This is a genomic window from Prevotella sp. P3-122, assembly GCF_002251365.1.
Lineage (GTDB): Bacteria > Bacteroidota > Bacteroidia > Bacteroidales > Bacteroidaceae > Prevotella.
This window is the reverse complement of sequence record NZ_NPJH01000024.1, coordinates 72,516-86,632: the sequence shown is the minus strand read 5'-3', so window position 1 is coordinate 86,632 and position 14,117 is coordinate 72,516. Positions and strand designations below refer to the sequence as shown.

The following is a 14,117-nucleotide window of genomic DNA, read 5'->3' as shown; positions in this document are numbered from 1 at the left end:
AATGAGCAGTTTGAATATTATCAAGAAATACCCTGAGCTGCTGGAACTGGCATATCTCAGTGAACGAGAAAGAGAGCATGATCTTCATGCAATATTCAAGCGTGATATAGAAGATAACTGTCAATTCTCATTCAGAGGGTGGCGCATCTATCCTATAAAGACAGATGGCGAGATTGACATGGCAAGATTGTTCAAGCATCTTACCTGTGAAGAAATCATGGTTGAGAACGAAGACGGTACGACTTATCCAAAGCGAGTATTCGAGATGGCTCGTTCACAAAGGCTTCATTGGATAAATCACCATGTGAGAGAATTGACACCAGACAATCTGGATGTATTTACCATAGAAGAGAGGGACGGCAAAAAGCGTAAGGTCAAGAAAACATACATCTATGATAAAGTGGAAAAGTATGTTATTGTCTTGGAACAACAACGTAGCAACGGATTCTATCTGTTGACAGCATACCATCTTAACAAAGAGTATGGACTAAAGGCTTTGGAAAAGAAGATGAAAAAGAGATTGCAGACACCACTATAAAACGCAAGACCCGAATTGCATCAAAGGCAACCGGGTCTCGAAACTCCTTCTATCTATAGATGAGCGCTGCAAAGGTACGAATATTCTTTGAAATAACGAAGGTTTTTCATTGAATTCTTCTCGATTTTAACATTTGCAGGGCAGTATTGTAAGATAACAGGAAAGAAAATAGCATAATTTTACAGAAAATCGTAATGGAAACATTCAAAGACGTTATATCAAGTGACCAACTTGTCTTGGTCGATTTCTTCGCCACCTGGTGCCAGCCATGCAAGATGATGCACCCCATCCTTGAGCAGGTGAAGGAAGTGTTGGGTGACAGAATCCGCATCATCAAGGTAGATGTGGACAAGTATGGGGTGACTGCAAGTCAGTATGGCATACAGTCTGTGCCCACATTGATGCTGTTCAGACGCGGCGAAGTGTTGTGGAGGACGAGCGGTGTGATGCAGAAATCAGAGTTGCTGGCAACGATTGACCCGTTTTTAAGATAAAAGAGCAGAAATGTCAAAATCTAAATTAAAGTCTGTCCTCATGTCCATGGACAAGAGTGAAATAATAAAAATGGTATTGGAACTTTATTCTGCACGGAAAGAGGCAAAGGAATATCTTGACTTCTATGCAGAGCCGAATGAGGGCCAGAAGCTGGAAGAGTATAAGCACATCATACGGGAAGAGTTCTATCCGAGCAGAAACAGAGAGCCAAAGACACGCTTCTCAGTGTGCCGCAAGGCATTGTCCGACTTCAAGAAACTGAAGCCTTCGGAAGATTCAGTCGCAGAATTGATGGTGTTCTATATGGAGAATGCCTGTCAGTTCACTTATGACTATGGAGACATGTGGGAGCAATTCTATGATTCTGTTGAGAGTAATTTCGACAAGACATTGCGCCACATCGTGCTTTATGACCTTTGGGACAAGTATGATTCCCGAATCAAGCAATGCCTTCGTTGGGCAAGCCCTTGTGGATGGGGATTTCCTGACGCACTGAATGATATGTATGAGGAAATGAAGGCGCAAAATGAGGAACTCCGAAAGAAATACAGGAATTTCAAGATGCCCATCAACGCTGATTATTAAACGAATATACTCAAATGGGGAAACCAAAGAAAAAACATAAGAAAGCGAAACAACTGCCCTTAAGCAAAGAAGAGCAGATTTTTCAAGCGGCAAGAGACCTTGCAGCTGAAATTGGCATATCCTATTCTGAGGCATTAGGGTTTACTTTGGGCATAAAGGACGTAACGTATGGTTGGGAAGAAGACTATACGGAAGAAGAGTTTCAGGCACTGATTGACCACGCTGTGGGAGACACTGATTATGAGCACACCCTCTATTGAATCATCTACACGAGAGGAACGTTTGGATTACGTTCTGAATGAATGGAGATGTCTGCACAACTGTGAGCTGTGCGGTAAGTGCCATATTCTGAAAGGCAGAAGCGAAGAAATACTCTATGCAGACTATATAGACGGCAAGCGGTCATATATGGATATAACATTAGAAATCAGAAGCAACAGATAATGATGTCACAGAAATACATATATCCATCGTTGTTCCAAGAGGAAGAGCCGCAAGAAAGCGTTCCTGGTGATAAGAAAGAGTATGACCTGACGAATCTCTTTGAGAGATTGGCAAAGTCTGATTTTCGCAGCCGGTTCCATCTGTCCAAGCAAGACAGGGAGTATGTAATGGAAAAGGGATTGCCGACGATACGAAAACACGCAGAGGACTTTGTGGCAAAAAGACTTGCTCCGGCTGTCATACCGAACGACGGCAAGCAGACTCCCATGCGTGGGCATCCTGTTTTCCTGGCTCAACATGCCACTGGCTGTTGTTGCCGGGGATGCTTCTTCAAGTGGCATCACATCTCAGCAGGCAGGGCACTGACCAAGGAAGAACAGGAATATGCTGTTGCCGTATTGATGGCATGGATTGAAAAACAGATGAATAAAGGATGAAGATAGAAGAAGCCATAGTATATGTGATGGTAAAGCGAAATGGCGGCATGACAACCGACCAGATTGCCGATGCCATCAATCGTCATAGGCTGCACCTGAGAAAGGACGGTCAGCCTGTGACAAGCAAGCAGGTGTATGCAACAATCTGCCGTTTCCCTGAAATGTTCACAAAAGAAGCTGGCAGAATCATGTTAATGATATGACGTAACGATATGACAATAGATACAACCAACATGTGCTCACACCTTCAGAAGAAGTTGTTTGAACCAGAAGGTGTGTATTATCCTATATGGCAAGCCATGCAGGATGATGAGACCTTGACAGCAGTGGTACGAAGCAGACAGCTGCACATCTACAGAAACGGGAAGAAAATTCTCGTTCTGGCAGGTAAGGCACAACCGAAGATTATAAGGGAAGACAAAATACAAGAGTTAATAACAAGATTATAAACAAAACATCAAATCATCAAAACAATGGACGCAAAAGAAAAAGTATTGGCAACAATGAAAGAGGCTGGTCAGCCTCTCAACGCAGGTAAAATCGCAGAACTCAGCGGTCTCGACCGCAAAGAGGTAGATGCAGCCATGAAGCAGCTGAAAGCAGAGGGTGCAATCGTCTCTCCTGTGCGTTGCAAATGGGCACCTGCAGAGTAAGGTTTATACTGCTGTCTTGAAATATAGGCAGCAGTATCTTTATTTTTATCAAAATGTTAAGGTGAGGAATCTGAATATCCTTGCCTACGGACACAATTATCCGCTGCATCTTTTTGGGGTAAGGTGCAGACGTATGGCTGTCAGCGTATCTTGGTTTAAAGACGCTTAGCGGTCACGGCGGAAGTCGTTTCGTCTCTCTCCGCCGAACAAAGCTCTGAGCACATTGCCCAAAGCTCCGAACACGAAGTAGCAAACGATGATTGCAACAATATCGTCCATAAGCATTTTCTGTTTTATGGGTTATACACTATTATGAAGATTCACTATGTCCAATCCCTGCCTCTTGGCTTCTCTGACGGTGTAGAACGTGCCGCCCTTGGGATTGCCATCGAAGTAGGCTATGAGACGTGAACTGCGGTTGACCATATAGTCGTTGCGCCTCAGAAGGCAGCCATTGTAGTATTGCTCGCTCAATACGACCACGTCATCCACGATGCGCAGGATGGCATCATACTTGGCTTGCTCTTCCTTGCTCCACCGGTCAGACTGACCACGGAACGGCACAACGGCTATCACCTGCAAGTCCTTCAACTCGCATTGCAACGAAAGGGCGGCTTCTGCCGCCAGCAGGTCAAATCCCATTGCCATGCCACAATAGAAATACCGGTAGCCGTCGGCATACGCCTTGGCTATCTCCGATTTGAGACATTGCTTCAACTCCCTCCGCTTGGCGAAAGGTACGCTGCGGTGTCCGCTGAAGCATACGGACACTGCCTTGTCGTACTTTGTCATACTTTACCTTACTTTATAATGTGTGCGTGCGAGGAACATACCGCCAATAACACATGCCCCGAGCCTTTCGAGTTGGTTGGCATACTTGGCATAGCTGAGACCCTTGGTTATCACATCGTCAAAGACCAACACCATTTTGTTGTCGAAGAACGGCTCATCAAACTCAACGACATTCGCCTTGCGGACTTCATCCTCGTTCTTGCGGTTATCGTGGATGGTCTTACGCTCTCCGCATACCCTCACGTGCTCGTAGCCGTTTTCCGCTCCTGTCAATTCACACACCCTGTGGCAGAAAGCCTTGTAGCGGAGTTCGTTGCTCTCGCTTGTGGATGCTGGAACGGGGGCGAAGACGATGTTCACGCAACCCTTGCCGTAGAGTGTCAGCATATTCTCTGCGGTGCGCTGCGCCACTTCCTCGTAGGCTCTTCCGTCCTTGAAGTCAAACACTAATTGTCTGTCGGCAATCTCCTTCTCACCCACATTGCGGATGCGTGCGGGATAGTATTTGCAGAACCAAGTCTGAGGCTTGTCTAACTGCTTTTGGATTTGATAGTCATTCTTGTGTGCCATTGCTCTTATGTTTTTTCTTCCCTTATTTCGGAGGCTTTTCCTGCCTGCCCAAGGGATATTTTTTGCTTTCCAAGAGTGATGGCGATCAAAAAGCCAAATCGGGAGCGAAAAATACGCTCTGCACGCAGAGGAAGATTTTTCGGTCAAATGCAATGGACGATTTGGTGTTTGAACAATCGCCAGCATTACCTTTGCAAAACAATATCCGCAGCGGCAAGGCAGGCGAAAAGAAATCTGTTATGTAAAAGAGGAAACGGGCGGGATGGCGTGGGGCGAAGCTGTATATGGGGAAGGACGATAGTTGATATGAGGGAAAAAGAGAAAATCTTGTAATAGGGAACGACATTGCCTTTTATCAGCATGGAGACAGTCCTACAAGCAGAGAAAACTATTGCCCTAAAAATGAGTTGGATAGTATTTTCTAAAAGTAGTATCGACTACGAATAGTATAATAGTCGAATAGTTTTTACTACCATACTACGGATAGTAAAGTCTGTTTATAGAAGAGATAGCGGTATCATCGTCTGTTCGGCGATGATACCGCGCGGCACTCATGTGTCATGCCGCTTTAGGTATTCTGTCATTGCCTCATTGACAATATCACGCAAGGACATCCCTTTCTTGATGGCGAGGTACTTCATCCTCGTGTGGATGCTCTTGTTGATAAGGAAATTGCAATGCACCGGCACTTCGGTAGTCTCAGAAACAGACACAGGTGGTGCTGGTGTAGTTTCTGTGACTATCTGCTCCTTACTCGGCTTCTTTGTGGAAGAAAGGAGTCCGTTGAGACCGCCTTTCATTCCCTCTTTCAACATACTGCTCTTGCTCATGGCTATGCTATTTTAAGTTTAACACTTCTTTTGCCAAAGACATATAATCACTGGCACCATTGGATTTGGGATTATACTCAAAGATAGTCTTGCCGTTGATGGGTGCTTCTGCCAAAGCCACATTATCACGGATGACGGTCTTGAAAACCTTCTCGTGAAAACTGTCATTGACGATTTCCCTCACGCTTCGGTTCAACGTCTTGCGGCGATCGAACTGGGTGATGACGATGCCGCCCACTTTAAGGTTGGAGTTGAGCCGCTCCTGAACGATGCGGATGATGTCCATCAACTTTGCCATACCTCTCATGGCAAGGTATTGCGCTTGAACAGGGATGATGATGTAGTCGGCTGCGGTGAGGGCATTCAAGGTCAGCAAGCCCAATGACGGTGGACAGTCGATGATGATGTAGTCGAAATGCTCTTTGGCGATGGCTTTGGTGATAAGTCCCTTCAAGATAAGCTCCCGTCCCGGCTCGCTGATAAGCTCTAACTCAGCCGCAGACAGGTCAAGGCATGAGGGTGAGACGGTGATGCCGTTGTGCAACTTGACCAACGGCAAGGTGTACTGTCCACACATTGCGCCATAGACTGTCTGTTCTTCCTCGATGGACAATCCCAAGGCTTCCGTGAGGTTGGCTTGTCCATCCATGTCAATAGCCAAGACGTTCTTCTTACTCAGTTGCAGAGCTGCCGCAAGGCTTACTGCGGTCGTACTTTTCCCTACACCACCCTTGTGATTTAATACTGCAATTATCTGTGTCATAACATGATACTACTATTAGTGAATACTACTTTACTATTCTACTACTGATAGTACATACTAACCATAGTAAAAGCGGATTTACTACGATTAGTACGTACTACTCTCAGTTGATACTACCCTCAGAAGGGAAGGTCTTCGCTCTTGTCCTGCGGTGCATCGGCTGGCGGTACGGGAGCCTCGCCCTCTGCCTTGGCTGCCTTGCGTGCCTTTGTTGCAGGTGTGTCGGTTGCATCCTTCTTCCCTGCATTGACAAAGGCGATGGAGTCAGCTATGATGCTATGCTGTATGTGGTTCTCTCCGTTGCGGTCTGTCCAAATGGAAGAAGTCAGTGTGCCTTCCACAAGCACCATACGACCCTTGGTGAGGTATTCAGCCAAACGGATATGGTTCTCCTTGCTGCTCTTCACCCTTACCCAAGTGGTGATTTGCTTGCCCTTACTGTAGTCGTCCACTGCGATGTCAACAGCCATGAATGTTCCGTGTGTACCTGTGATGACGCGGCAATCCTTTGCTCCGATGCGTCCGATAGTGTGAGTGTAAATCATAATGTGAAAATGTTATAGTGGCAAGTTGGTTAGACTTGCCGTTACCTTGTTATTTAAATGACTTTTCTTGTTGATTGAACATAAGCTATTGCTTCATTCATAATTTCTGCTCGTGACCTACTCTTGTTATCTTGCATCCACTCATCAATTTCAGATTTGAGGAACATGATACGTTTCCCCTTCTTATGGAATGGTATTTGTTTATTGCTTGTCCAACAATAGATTGTGTGTTCAACTGGATGGGTAGGGAGATACTCACTCAATTCGGAAACACTAAGCCATTCCAATCCCTTATCGGGCTGAATTTGAGTCATTAGTGTGGAAAACTTTTCTTCTAAAATCTCCAGCTTGTTTATTACTAATGACAATGCTGATGGCAAGTCATTAAAACTCAATATTTGCTTTTCCATATCAATATATGTGTGGCAAGTTGGTTAGGCTTGCCGTTACCTTGTTATTAATATCCTTTCTTCGTCTGCCTTGTATTGGCGACAAAAGACTTGTTGCTGCCTGTGAGACTGATAGAGCCGCAATTAACAAACTCTCCGTCGGAATAGACTCTGTACTTCTGTCCGCTTACCTCATGCTTCTGTTTGATGCGCTCTCGCATCCACTTCTTGGCTGCGGTCAATGAGCAAAAGGTCTCGCTCTCCTTGGTCGTCTCGTCATATACGATGCACTGGGTCATACATGCTCCTACTTCATCCATGCACCTATACTCGACGTGACATAGTCCAACTGACCGCCAAATATGTCGCTTGGCTCTATGTCGTATTGTCCATCCCTCACTTCCTTGTCCTCTCCAAGAAGCGACAAGTTTCCGTCGGCATCCAAACGTGCTGCGTCTATGACGATGTCACGAGGCTCGTCAAAGAGATAACCTGCCACGATGGGCTGCTCTCCCTCGAAATGCACCTCAAAGCCTCCGTCCACCTCCGTGCCGTACTTGCGAAGAGCCGCTTTCAGCTCGTCCTGCTCCCGGTGCTGCAATGCCTGGAGTTGTCCGTGGATAGTGAGGTCTTGCAGTTCTGCCTCTCGTTTGGTGTGGGTTGCCTCGCCGGTCTTGCAGTCGATGTCATACTTGTGGTAAACCACTGGGATATGGTCTGCCGATGTGACAAGCCATGTGATGTTGTTCACTGAGAAGCCCTGTCTGGTGAGGAACTCCTCGATGTCTGAGCCGAGAAGGTGGTCGGCTACGTCAAGATACTCGATGCGTGCGTCAGCATCATGCAGGATGATAATCTTCATTGCCTTTCTATTTTTAGTGATACAAATAAGTTTGTCGCCCATGTCGCTGGACTTGTTTAACTACGTTGAAGAAACTTACGCTCAGCATAGTGAATAAATTCCCTCTGCGTTCGCTTAACCGTTTCTTTCTCTTCCCTCCTTTCGAGACCTTTCAGCCTGTGGAGGGATATTTTCTGCTCCCACAAGCCGCAAGAAAAGACATAAAGACAAATTATGTGTGAAGAATACTCTTTTCCGAGGAAAAGGAAGATTGTTCACAGTCACAAGACCTCAAGCAGAATTTGACGATTGTCTCAGACGCGGCTAACTTTGCAGGAAATATGCCTACCACTGCGCTGATTGGAAGAAGATTATTGATATTGGCTGCAAGAGGAATGATGTGTTATATATAAAGAGGTAAGAAGAAAGATTGAAACAGTAAGGGTGGGCAGTGAAGTGTTTGCAGGTCTGCTGTACCGACATAAAGCGAGTGTGTTGGCTGACCGGGATGCAAGTCATCAAAGCTTCAGCCTTGATAGCTTGTAGCACGGACAGACAATTCTCTCGCGTCGGTACTTCGGCATACTGTCAGCTTTGGCTAATAGCAACGTGTTGCCATCAGCCAAGGATGTCTGTATGACGACAGACCATGTAACGCTTCGCAAAGGCGTGGGGCAAAGCAGTATAATTTAGAAGTAGATAGTAACGTATATCAGGCAAGAAGAGACAGTTGCGCAACGGACAAATCGGGCACTCCTGTCAGCATGACAAATGTGCCTTGTCCTTGCCGCAGGACACTGAGGCAGATTGGACGTAGCAGACATGTCTGCCACATTCAATATGCCTGAGTGGACAAGAACTGCCTCTTGTATAGCAGAAGAGAAATTGTAAAACAGTTGATTAGTGGTAAAGGTGGTATGGGTGGGCAGAATGGCATTACACGGACATTGCCGAAGCCCGATAATGGGACAGCCAGACAGCAATAAAGGCAGTTATCAGAAGTGTCAGTTTCTGATAGTGACATTGTTGGCTGCCTGTCACATGGGATTCGTGCGGTGTCCGTACAGTAATGCCGTTCTGAAGGTGTGGGGCGAAGCGATACAACGCACTTGGACGAAACCACCGCTTATAACAGAAAATATTTTGCAGTCAAAGAGAAGAAGAATAGTAAAGCAGGTGTGGGTGGGTAGTGAAGCTGTCGCAAGATTGACGGTCTGAATATCAAGGCGAGTGGATAGCCAGTAAAGGACACAATTATCAGAAGCCTCGGCTTCGGCATCTTGTGGCATAGATGGCAGTCCTCTCGCGTTCAGACCTTGGCATACTGTCTTTCTTGGCTAATAGCGACTTTGTCGCCATCAGCCGGGAATATCTGTATGCCAACCATCTTGGTGACGTTTCGCAAATGGTGAGGGACGAAGTGGTTAGAATAAAGGAAGACGGCGTTGCCGTTATGGTTAATAAATGCACATGGTTGTTATTAGAGAAGATTATCACACGCTATAACAGCAGATTGATGTCCCTGAGCAAAACAAAAGCGACCCGAAGGTCGCCTTGTTATGGAGAGGAAAGGCTATTTCTTGCCTTTCTTGGTTGCTGGCTTGGCCGGCTCTTCCGCAGGAGTCTCCTCCTTGTCGGGACACTCGTAGAACTTGGTTGCAACCATGATGATTCTGGAGTGCTTCACGCCATCCTTGTCTGTCCACTCCTCTGGCTTGAAGAAACCCTCGACGGTGAGCAACGTGCCCTTGGTGAGCTTGTCGAATGATTCGGTGTGCTCGTTCTTGCGCCATGCCTCCATATTCATGAAAGCCGATACGCGGTTGGTTTCCTCGCCGTTCTTCTCCTGACGGCCTACTGCCAATGAGAAGCGTGCTACGCTGGCGTTTGCGAACTGACGGATTTCTGCATCCTTACCTACGAAACCTGAAACTGTGAAGTTGTTCTCGATCTTTTTCATTTTGAATTGAATTTAAAAGTGAAACTTAATTTTTACATGCATTCAAAAGCAGGGATGTGGCACCATGTGGGAAGCACCATGAAAATCGTTCGCAATACTCTTTTTGTCGTTGGCGGTAAGGGAGAAAAAGGAAGATTACGCACTATTTTATTGGTCACAGCGATAGCGGCCACACAAGAAGGAGGAAGTCCTTCGCAGCATCACGCTACCTTTGCATGGTAAAAATAAGTGGCTTTCAAATAGCTCAATTCAGAAAAAGACGGGGCCAAACAATGGAACAAAGGTTGTAAGCAAGGAGGCAATCCGTATGCAACAGACAGGGGCACTGCTATGGCTGTATGCCTGGAGAAACGAAGCGGGAAATCCGACCTTACAGCTGTATCATCAGAAGAGTGAGGAGCATGAACACTGATGCACGATGAACGACAAGCCTAAGGGTCAGCTTAGCAATAGAGGCATCAAGCCAAAAGAGGACAGACATCAGAGGATTGGCGATAGCACTGTCATCATGCTAAGACCAAGTTCTGTGTCCGACAAGGAAGAGTCGCAAAAGACAGACGAGTAAAACCAAAAGGCGAAATGACCATTCCTATAACAAGGTGACGGGTTGCTTAAAATGGCGAAGGGACTTTGGCGACGTGTCGCGCTTAGGTGTCGATGCATAGCTTCTATAACAGGACTGGAGCAAGTGAGCAAACCGCACAACTTGCTCCCAAGGTATTTCAGTTACAACAGCCATAACCTCATTGGAGGATTGTCCTAAAAGAGTTTTTGCAGTCAAAGGAAGAAAGAGTCTGCAAGCCACATAGCCAACAGACTCTCTCCTGATTATTCACAGATGACAACATCATCCTTGTACTCCGTCACTTCCTTGCCGTTGATGAGCTGGACAATGACCTCACAACCCAAGTCCTCGACAATCGTTCCCTCTGTCTGACCTCTTCGGGGATAAAGCAAGGTGCAGAAACACCCTACAACGCCGTCCAACTGCTCCATGTCTATCGTTGCCATATCCGTTCCTCCTTGTTAGCCGAATGTGATTGGATTGATGCAGAAATTCGTGTCCTCTGCCTCATACTCGTATTCATTGATGAAGTCAATCATCTTCTGTTCGCTTCTTCCGTCCTGTGAGACACCAGTCTTCTCACACCACAACTTGATAGCATCACCAAAGGTGGAGTAAGCACCCTCACAATCCTCAAAGAGTTCTCCGTATGCAGTGACGTAGCACTCTTCGGGGAAGAAGTCGTTCTCATCGTGCGTATAGAAGATGTCGCAACCTGGCTCAACCTCTCGCCAACTGATTGAAAGTTCATCGCCAAGTGCCTTGTTCACCTCCTCAAAGAACAAGTCGCATGAAGACCAAGCACTTTCGGTGTCAAAGGACAAGAGGGCATAATCGTCTTCCACGTTCTCCTCATACTCTGCCCAATAGATGTGTCCTCTCACCGAGATGCCTTTCTTCTCGTAGTCAATGCCATAGTGTTCTGCCAAGAGATACAGATACACATTATTACTGTTCACCTCCAACTCTTGGAGTGTGTTCCAAAGGTCTGCCACGGCTTTGCGTGAGCCTGTCACCTTGTACTGAGTGTCGCAAATGTTAGCCATAAGATAAAATTTTTATTTTCTTCCCTTATGTAGAACCAACTACCATCGGGATTGATTAAAGAATTATGTTGCCCCAAAAGGTGTTATGGCTCATCAATGCAAGGTTTTGCCGTCAAATACTACCTCTGCCACAATCAGAGCGTGGAGATTTCACGGACAAACCACAGGCACCGACCTTGCAGGATGAACGCCATGACAGGTACCTTTGCAACACAATTCTTATCAAAGCCCGATGGGGTGGTACATGGCAGACTGCATGGTACAGCAGTGTGAAGTGACGTTATAGGTGGAGATAAGGCTATAAGAGGTTTTTGCAGTCAAAGGAGAAAAGAGTCCACAAAGTGCAGTATCTACAGGACAAAAACACTTTAGTTTACCTTGGTTAGCTCTTATATATATGCTAACCTAAAGTAAACTGTATATATGTCCGTCTAAAACCCGAAAACCGTACGGGTCAGCTTACGTCAGAAACAGAAGTATAGAACCATAGAAGTGGTTCAAGAAGTCTTTCTTCCTTTGACTGCAAAATATTATCTTTGCACGAATCATAATTGCCCTGTAGGATTTAATATAATTTAACACTCTTTGTTGAATGCAAGGAAGAACAGCTTCAATATGCTGAATATCAGTAGTATAACATTGTGTTAACCCTTAATCTGTAGAAAAGGATGTTATCATACAAAGTAATGTCCATTTGTACTTTTTCTATATGGTTTTATACTTACATTTGCATATCATTTGTATCTTGATAACAGTAACTAACTGATTATCAATATACTTTATATTTGAGGAGGTCAAATGAGACCAATAGGTAAAGACATAACAAAACACTATCAAATAGCGTGTAGCTCTGGTGAGTTACACGCTATTTGCATTTTGTAGGCTCATGTTTGTTATGTGCTTATTATTCCTTTTTTACGGCTTTTTTGCTACATATGTGGTACAGGACCAAATGGTAGATAAGGTTGAACATATACATACTTAAACATACATATAAGATTCTGTTGAACTTAAAAGTAGAAAACATGCCAAATTTAGGAATTGAAATCAAAAGAAAGTGCGAGATCTTCGGAAATGTCTTTGTTATCAAGACATTAGACAGCATTTACTGCTTGCCAAAGTGTAGTAAGATCGCTTGTAAGCGTAAGAAGGACAAAGAGAAGAAATAGGTTTAAACGGTCGCTGAGCAAATAGTCCTCGCGCGCATACGTATTATAATAATGAGCAGGTATTTCCAAATTGGAAACACCTGCTTTTGATTGGCCATTTGTCCGAGGATATTCAAATTTTTCTAATAGTATCGGACAGAAGGTATACTTCATATCATTCTCATCATATTAAGATGTTCGGAAATTCCGAACAAGTTCAGTATTGGTGTCAAGTCAATGAATACTGTTATTAAGACCATTTGTCCGAGACTTACCAAATTCTTTGGATAGTATCGGACAAATGCTTTTGATTTATTGAGTACTTAACTATTATTTCCGTCCAACAACATCAATCCTTTTATCGTCAGCAAATAACGTTGACGGGGATGATGGGGATTGGCAGGATACTTCATACACACAAATCCTTCTCTTATTGCTGGTGTGAGAGAATAATCCATAAAGTTCGGACGGTTCTTCAAACCTACAGCCTCCATCATGCTCTTCACACTCATTTCTTCTTTGCCGATGGCCAATACCAAACGCGTCACATTCTAAGAAGAAGGTTGTATGTCGATTGAACTGACATGGGTACTTGCATGGGTACTTGTATGGGTGTCGTTCTCGTCATCCTTATGCCCAATCAGCATATATCGATTCTTCTGTTCGTTGTTTTCACCGAGCAGCAAATTACGGAAAAACTTTACGAGGAAGGACTTGTCTGGTTCTATGCCTTTCTGGGGATTACTATAATTGGCACGGACTAGGGAATTACGGAAGTACCAGGAATTATCAGCGAACAATTCATTGTTTACCTTGTAGCCACAGGAACGGAGATATTTGATAATGAAAACAGCAGTTGTTCGCGTGTTTCCTTCACGGAACGGATGGTTCTGCCATAATAAAGTCACAAAGTCCACAACATGTGAGATAATCTCATCTTTAGTCAAGCCTTTATAACTGAAATTTCGTTCAGTCTGTATGTCATATTTTAATGCTTCATGAATGTCTGCTGCACGACCATATACAACTGTATCGCCTTGCAATACCCATTCCTTTTTACTGATGTCATAGGGACGAATCTCACCTGCATGCTTAAAGATTCCATCAAATAGATGACGATGGATGTTCAAAAACTCTAAAGGAGTCAATGAAAAAGACTTTTCATTCAGCAATTTCGTGATGTTTGCCGCCACGCGGTCAGCCTCTTCCTTTTCAGCATCGTCAGCATCATGCGTAGTCTTATTCACATAATAAGACTGTAGCTGTTCTCTCACCTCATCGATGGTGATGTCACCCTCAATGTGCTTTACCGCTATTTCCTTCAGATAGTCAGACACACGAAGCCCATCTACGTCTTGAAGTCCTATTGCAGTACGCCAAGCCGAAACCCGCTCACGTTTATGTGGCTCTGCCACACGCTCGTAAGCCTCAAAGTCAATATATTTCTGCTTTTCGCTCATATCTCGTCTAACTTTATTTCTATAACGTTTTTTATTCCGTTCATTATTATCACATT

At 44.8% G+C, this 14,117-nt stretch carries 25 protein-coding genes; 12 read left to right on the top strand and 13 right to left on the bottom strand.

Annotation, left to right across the window (positions count from 1 at the left end):
* Window position 1: 1 nt before the first annotated feature.
* The 8 genes from CIL02_RS04450 (at window position 2) to CIL02_RS04415 (ending at window position 3,152) form a co-directional block, all read left to right on the top strand.
* Window positions 2-538 (top strand): hypothetical protein, encoded by a 537-nt coding sequence (locus CIL02_RS04450; RefSeq protein WP_005816292.1) that lies wholly within the window; start codon window positions 2-4, stop codon window positions 536-538.
* 194 nt (window positions 539-732) lie between these two features.
* Window positions 733-1,032 (top strand): thioredoxin, encoded by a 300-nt coding sequence (gene trxA, locus CIL02_RS04445; RefSeq protein ID WP_005816294.1) that lies wholly within the window; start codon window positions 733-735, stop codon window positions 1,030-1,032.
* A gap of 10 nt (window positions 1,033-1,042) precedes the next feature.
* Window positions 1,043-1,618: a DUF6155 family protein gene (locus CIL02_RS04440; protein WP_007837469.1), complete on the top strand. Its 576-nt coding sequence runs from the start codon at window positions 1,043-1,045 to the stop codon at window positions 1,616-1,618.
* A gap of 14 nt (window positions 1,619-1,632) precedes the next feature.
* Window positions 1,633-1,878 carry a hypothetical protein gene (locus CIL02_RS04435; RefSeq protein ID WP_005816298.1) on the top strand — a complete coding sequence of 82 codons (246 nt, stop codon included), beginning with the start codon at window positions 1,633-1,635 and terminating at the stop codon, window positions 1,876-1,878.
* Window positions 1,879-2,061: 183 nt separating this feature from the next.
* Complete coding sequence (locus tag CIL02_RS04430) at window positions 2,062-2,499, top strand: DUF4186 domain-containing protein (RefSeq protein ID WP_005816300.1); 438 nt, start codon at window positions 2,062-2,064, stop codon at window positions 2,497-2,499.
* On the top strand, window positions 2,496-2,702 hold the full coding sequence (locus CIL02_RS04425; RefSeq protein WP_005816302.1) for a hypothetical protein: 207 nt from the start codon (window positions 2,496-2,498) through the stop codon (window positions 2,700-2,702). Before CIL02_RS04430 ends, CIL02_RS04425 begins: the two co-directional genes overlap by 4 nt.
* A 9-nt stretch (window positions 2,703-2,711) precedes the next feature.
* Complete coding sequence (locus tag CIL02_RS04420; RefSeq protein WP_005816304.1) at window positions 2,712-2,948, top strand: hypothetical protein; 237 nt, start codon at window positions 2,712-2,714, stop codon at window positions 2,946-2,948.
* 24 nt (window positions 2,949-2,972) lie between these two features.
* Complete coding sequence (locus CIL02_RS04415) at window positions 2,973-3,152, top strand: transcriptional regulator (RefSeq protein ID WP_005816310.1); 180 nt, start codon at window positions 2,973-2,975, stop codon at window positions 3,150-3,152.
* Window positions 3,153-3,452: 300 nt separating this feature from the next.
* Here the strand turns inward: CIL02_RS04415 and CIL02_RS04410 are convergent, their stop codons facing one another.
* Both CIL02_RS04410 and CIL02_RS04405 read right to left on the bottom strand, forming a co-directional pair.
* Window positions 3,453-3,944 (bottom strand): SLOG family protein, encoded by a 492-nt coding sequence (locus tag CIL02_RS04410; protein ID WP_005816313.1) that lies wholly within the window; start codon window positions 3,942-3,944, stop codon window positions 3,453-3,455.
* 3 nt (window positions 3,945-3,947) lie between these two features.
* Entirely contained in the window at window positions 3,948-4,514 is a 567-nt protein-coding gene (locus tag CIL02_RS04405; RefSeq protein WP_005816315.1) for a hypothetical protein, read from the bottom strand.
* Between CIL02_RS04405 and CIL02_RS04400 the strand changes: the two genes are divergently transcribed.
* Window positions 4,508-4,759: a hypothetical protein gene (locus CIL02_RS04400; protein WP_225494525.1), complete on the top strand. Its 252-nt coding sequence runs from the start codon at window positions 4,508-4,510 to the stop codon at window positions 4,757-4,759. The genes CIL02_RS04405 and CIL02_RS04400 overlap by 7 nt on opposite strands.
* Window positions 4,760-5,065: 306 nt before the next feature.
* On the opposite strand, the gene CIL02_RS04395 is transcribed toward CIL02_RS04400, so the two are convergent.
* From CIL02_RS04395 to CIL02_RS04370, 6 genes are all read right to left on the bottom strand, one after another.
* Complete coding sequence (locus tag CIL02_RS04395) at window positions 5,066-5,344, bottom strand: plasmid partition protein ParG (RefSeq protein ID WP_005816317.1); 279 nt, start codon at window positions 5,342-5,344, stop codon at window positions 5,066-5,068.
* A 7-nt stretch (window positions 5,345-5,351) separates the two neighbouring features.
* Window positions 5,352-6,107: a ParA family protein gene (locus CIL02_RS04390; RefSeq protein ID WP_005816319.1), complete on the bottom strand. Its 756-nt coding sequence runs from the start codon at window positions 6,105-6,107 to the stop codon at window positions 5,352-5,354.
* Window positions 6,108-6,226: 119 nt separating this feature from the next.
* Complete coding sequence (locus CIL02_RS04385; protein ID WP_005816321.1) at window positions 6,227-6,652, bottom strand: single-stranded DNA-binding protein; 426 nt, start codon at window positions 6,650-6,652, stop codon at window positions 6,227-6,229.
* Between the two features lie 53 nt (window positions 6,653-6,705).
* Window positions 6,706-7,062, bottom strand: coding sequence for a helix-turn-helix domain-containing protein (locus CIL02_RS04380; RefSeq protein ID WP_007837478.1), 357 nt, complete (start codon window positions 7,060-7,062; stop codon window positions 6,706-6,708).
* 47 nt (window positions 7,063-7,109) lie between these two features.
* Entirely contained in the window at window positions 7,110-7,361 is a 252-nt protein-coding gene (locus CIL02_RS04375; RefSeq protein WP_007837480.1) for a hypothetical protein, read from the bottom strand.
* Window positions 7,349-7,903, bottom strand: coding sequence for a hypothetical protein (locus tag CIL02_RS04370; RefSeq protein WP_005816324.1), 555 nt, complete (start codon window positions 7,901-7,903; stop codon window positions 7,349-7,351). The genes CIL02_RS04375 and CIL02_RS04370 overlap by 13 nt, the downstream gene beginning before the upstream one ends.
* A gap of 909 nt (window positions 7,904-8,812) precedes the next feature.
* On the opposite strand from CIL02_RS04370, the gene CIL02_RS04365 reads away from it, so the two are divergent.
* Window positions 8,813-9,100, top strand: coding sequence for a hypothetical protein (locus tag CIL02_RS04365; RefSeq protein WP_227224266.1), 288 nt, complete (start codon window positions 8,813-8,815; stop codon window positions 9,098-9,100).
* A 355-nt stretch (window positions 9,101-9,455) separates the two neighbouring features.
* Here CIL02_RS04365 and CIL02_RS04360 read toward each other — a convergent pair whose 3' ends face one another.
* Window positions 9,456-9,842, bottom strand: coding sequence for a single-stranded DNA-binding protein (locus tag CIL02_RS04360; RefSeq protein WP_004319910.1), 387 nt, complete (start codon window positions 9,840-9,842; stop codon window positions 9,456-9,458).
* A gap of 418 nt (window positions 9,843-10,260) precedes the next feature.
* Between CIL02_RS04360 and CIL02_RS16255 the strand changes: the two genes are divergently transcribed.
* Window positions 10,261-10,407 carry a hypothetical protein gene (locus CIL02_RS16255; RefSeq protein ID WP_007837486.1) on the top strand — a complete coding sequence of 49 codons (147 nt, stop codon included), beginning with the start codon at window positions 10,261-10,263 and terminating at the stop codon, window positions 10,405-10,407.
* Window positions 10,408-10,670: 263 nt separating this feature from the next.
* Here the strand turns inward: CIL02_RS16255 and CIL02_RS04345 are convergent, their stop codons facing one another.
* Together CIL02_RS04345 and CIL02_RS04340 are read right to left on the bottom strand one after the other, a co-directional pair.
* The gene (locus tag CIL02_RS04345) at window positions 10,671-10,853 is read right to left on the bottom strand and encodes a hypothetical protein (protein ID WP_004319908.1); all 183 of its coding nucleotides are present in this window, start codon (window positions 10,851-10,853) and stop codon (window positions 10,671-10,673) included.
* A gap of 15 nt (window positions 10,854-10,868) precedes the next feature.
* Window positions 10,869-11,453, bottom strand: coding sequence for a hypothetical protein (locus CIL02_RS04340; protein ID WP_005816332.1), 585 nt, complete (start codon window positions 11,451-11,453; stop codon window positions 10,869-10,871).
* A gap of 65 nt (window positions 11,454-11,518) precedes the next feature.
* Between CIL02_RS04340 and CIL02_RS04335 the strand changes: the two genes are divergently transcribed.
* The gene (locus CIL02_RS04335; RefSeq protein ID WP_007837487.1) at window positions 11,519-11,731 is read left to right on the top strand and encodes a hypothetical protein; all 213 of its coding nucleotides are present in this window, start codon (window positions 11,519-11,521) and stop codon (window positions 11,729-11,731) included.
* 1,193 nt (window positions 11,732-12,924) lie between these two features.
* Here the strand turns inward: CIL02_RS04335 and CIL02_RS16935 are convergent.
* A complete protein-coding gene (locus tag CIL02_RS16935) occupies window positions 12,925-13,149 on the bottom strand; it encodes a Fic family protein (RefSeq protein WP_371588938.1) in 225 nt (74 codons plus the stop codon).
* A gap of 3 nt (window positions 13,150-13,152) precedes the next feature.
* Window positions 13,153-14,061, bottom strand: coding sequence for a Fic family protein (locus CIL02_RS04325; protein ID WP_240513519.1), 909 nt, complete (start codon window positions 14,059-14,061; stop codon window positions 13,153-13,155).
* Window positions 14,062-14,117: the final 56 nt, after the last annotated feature.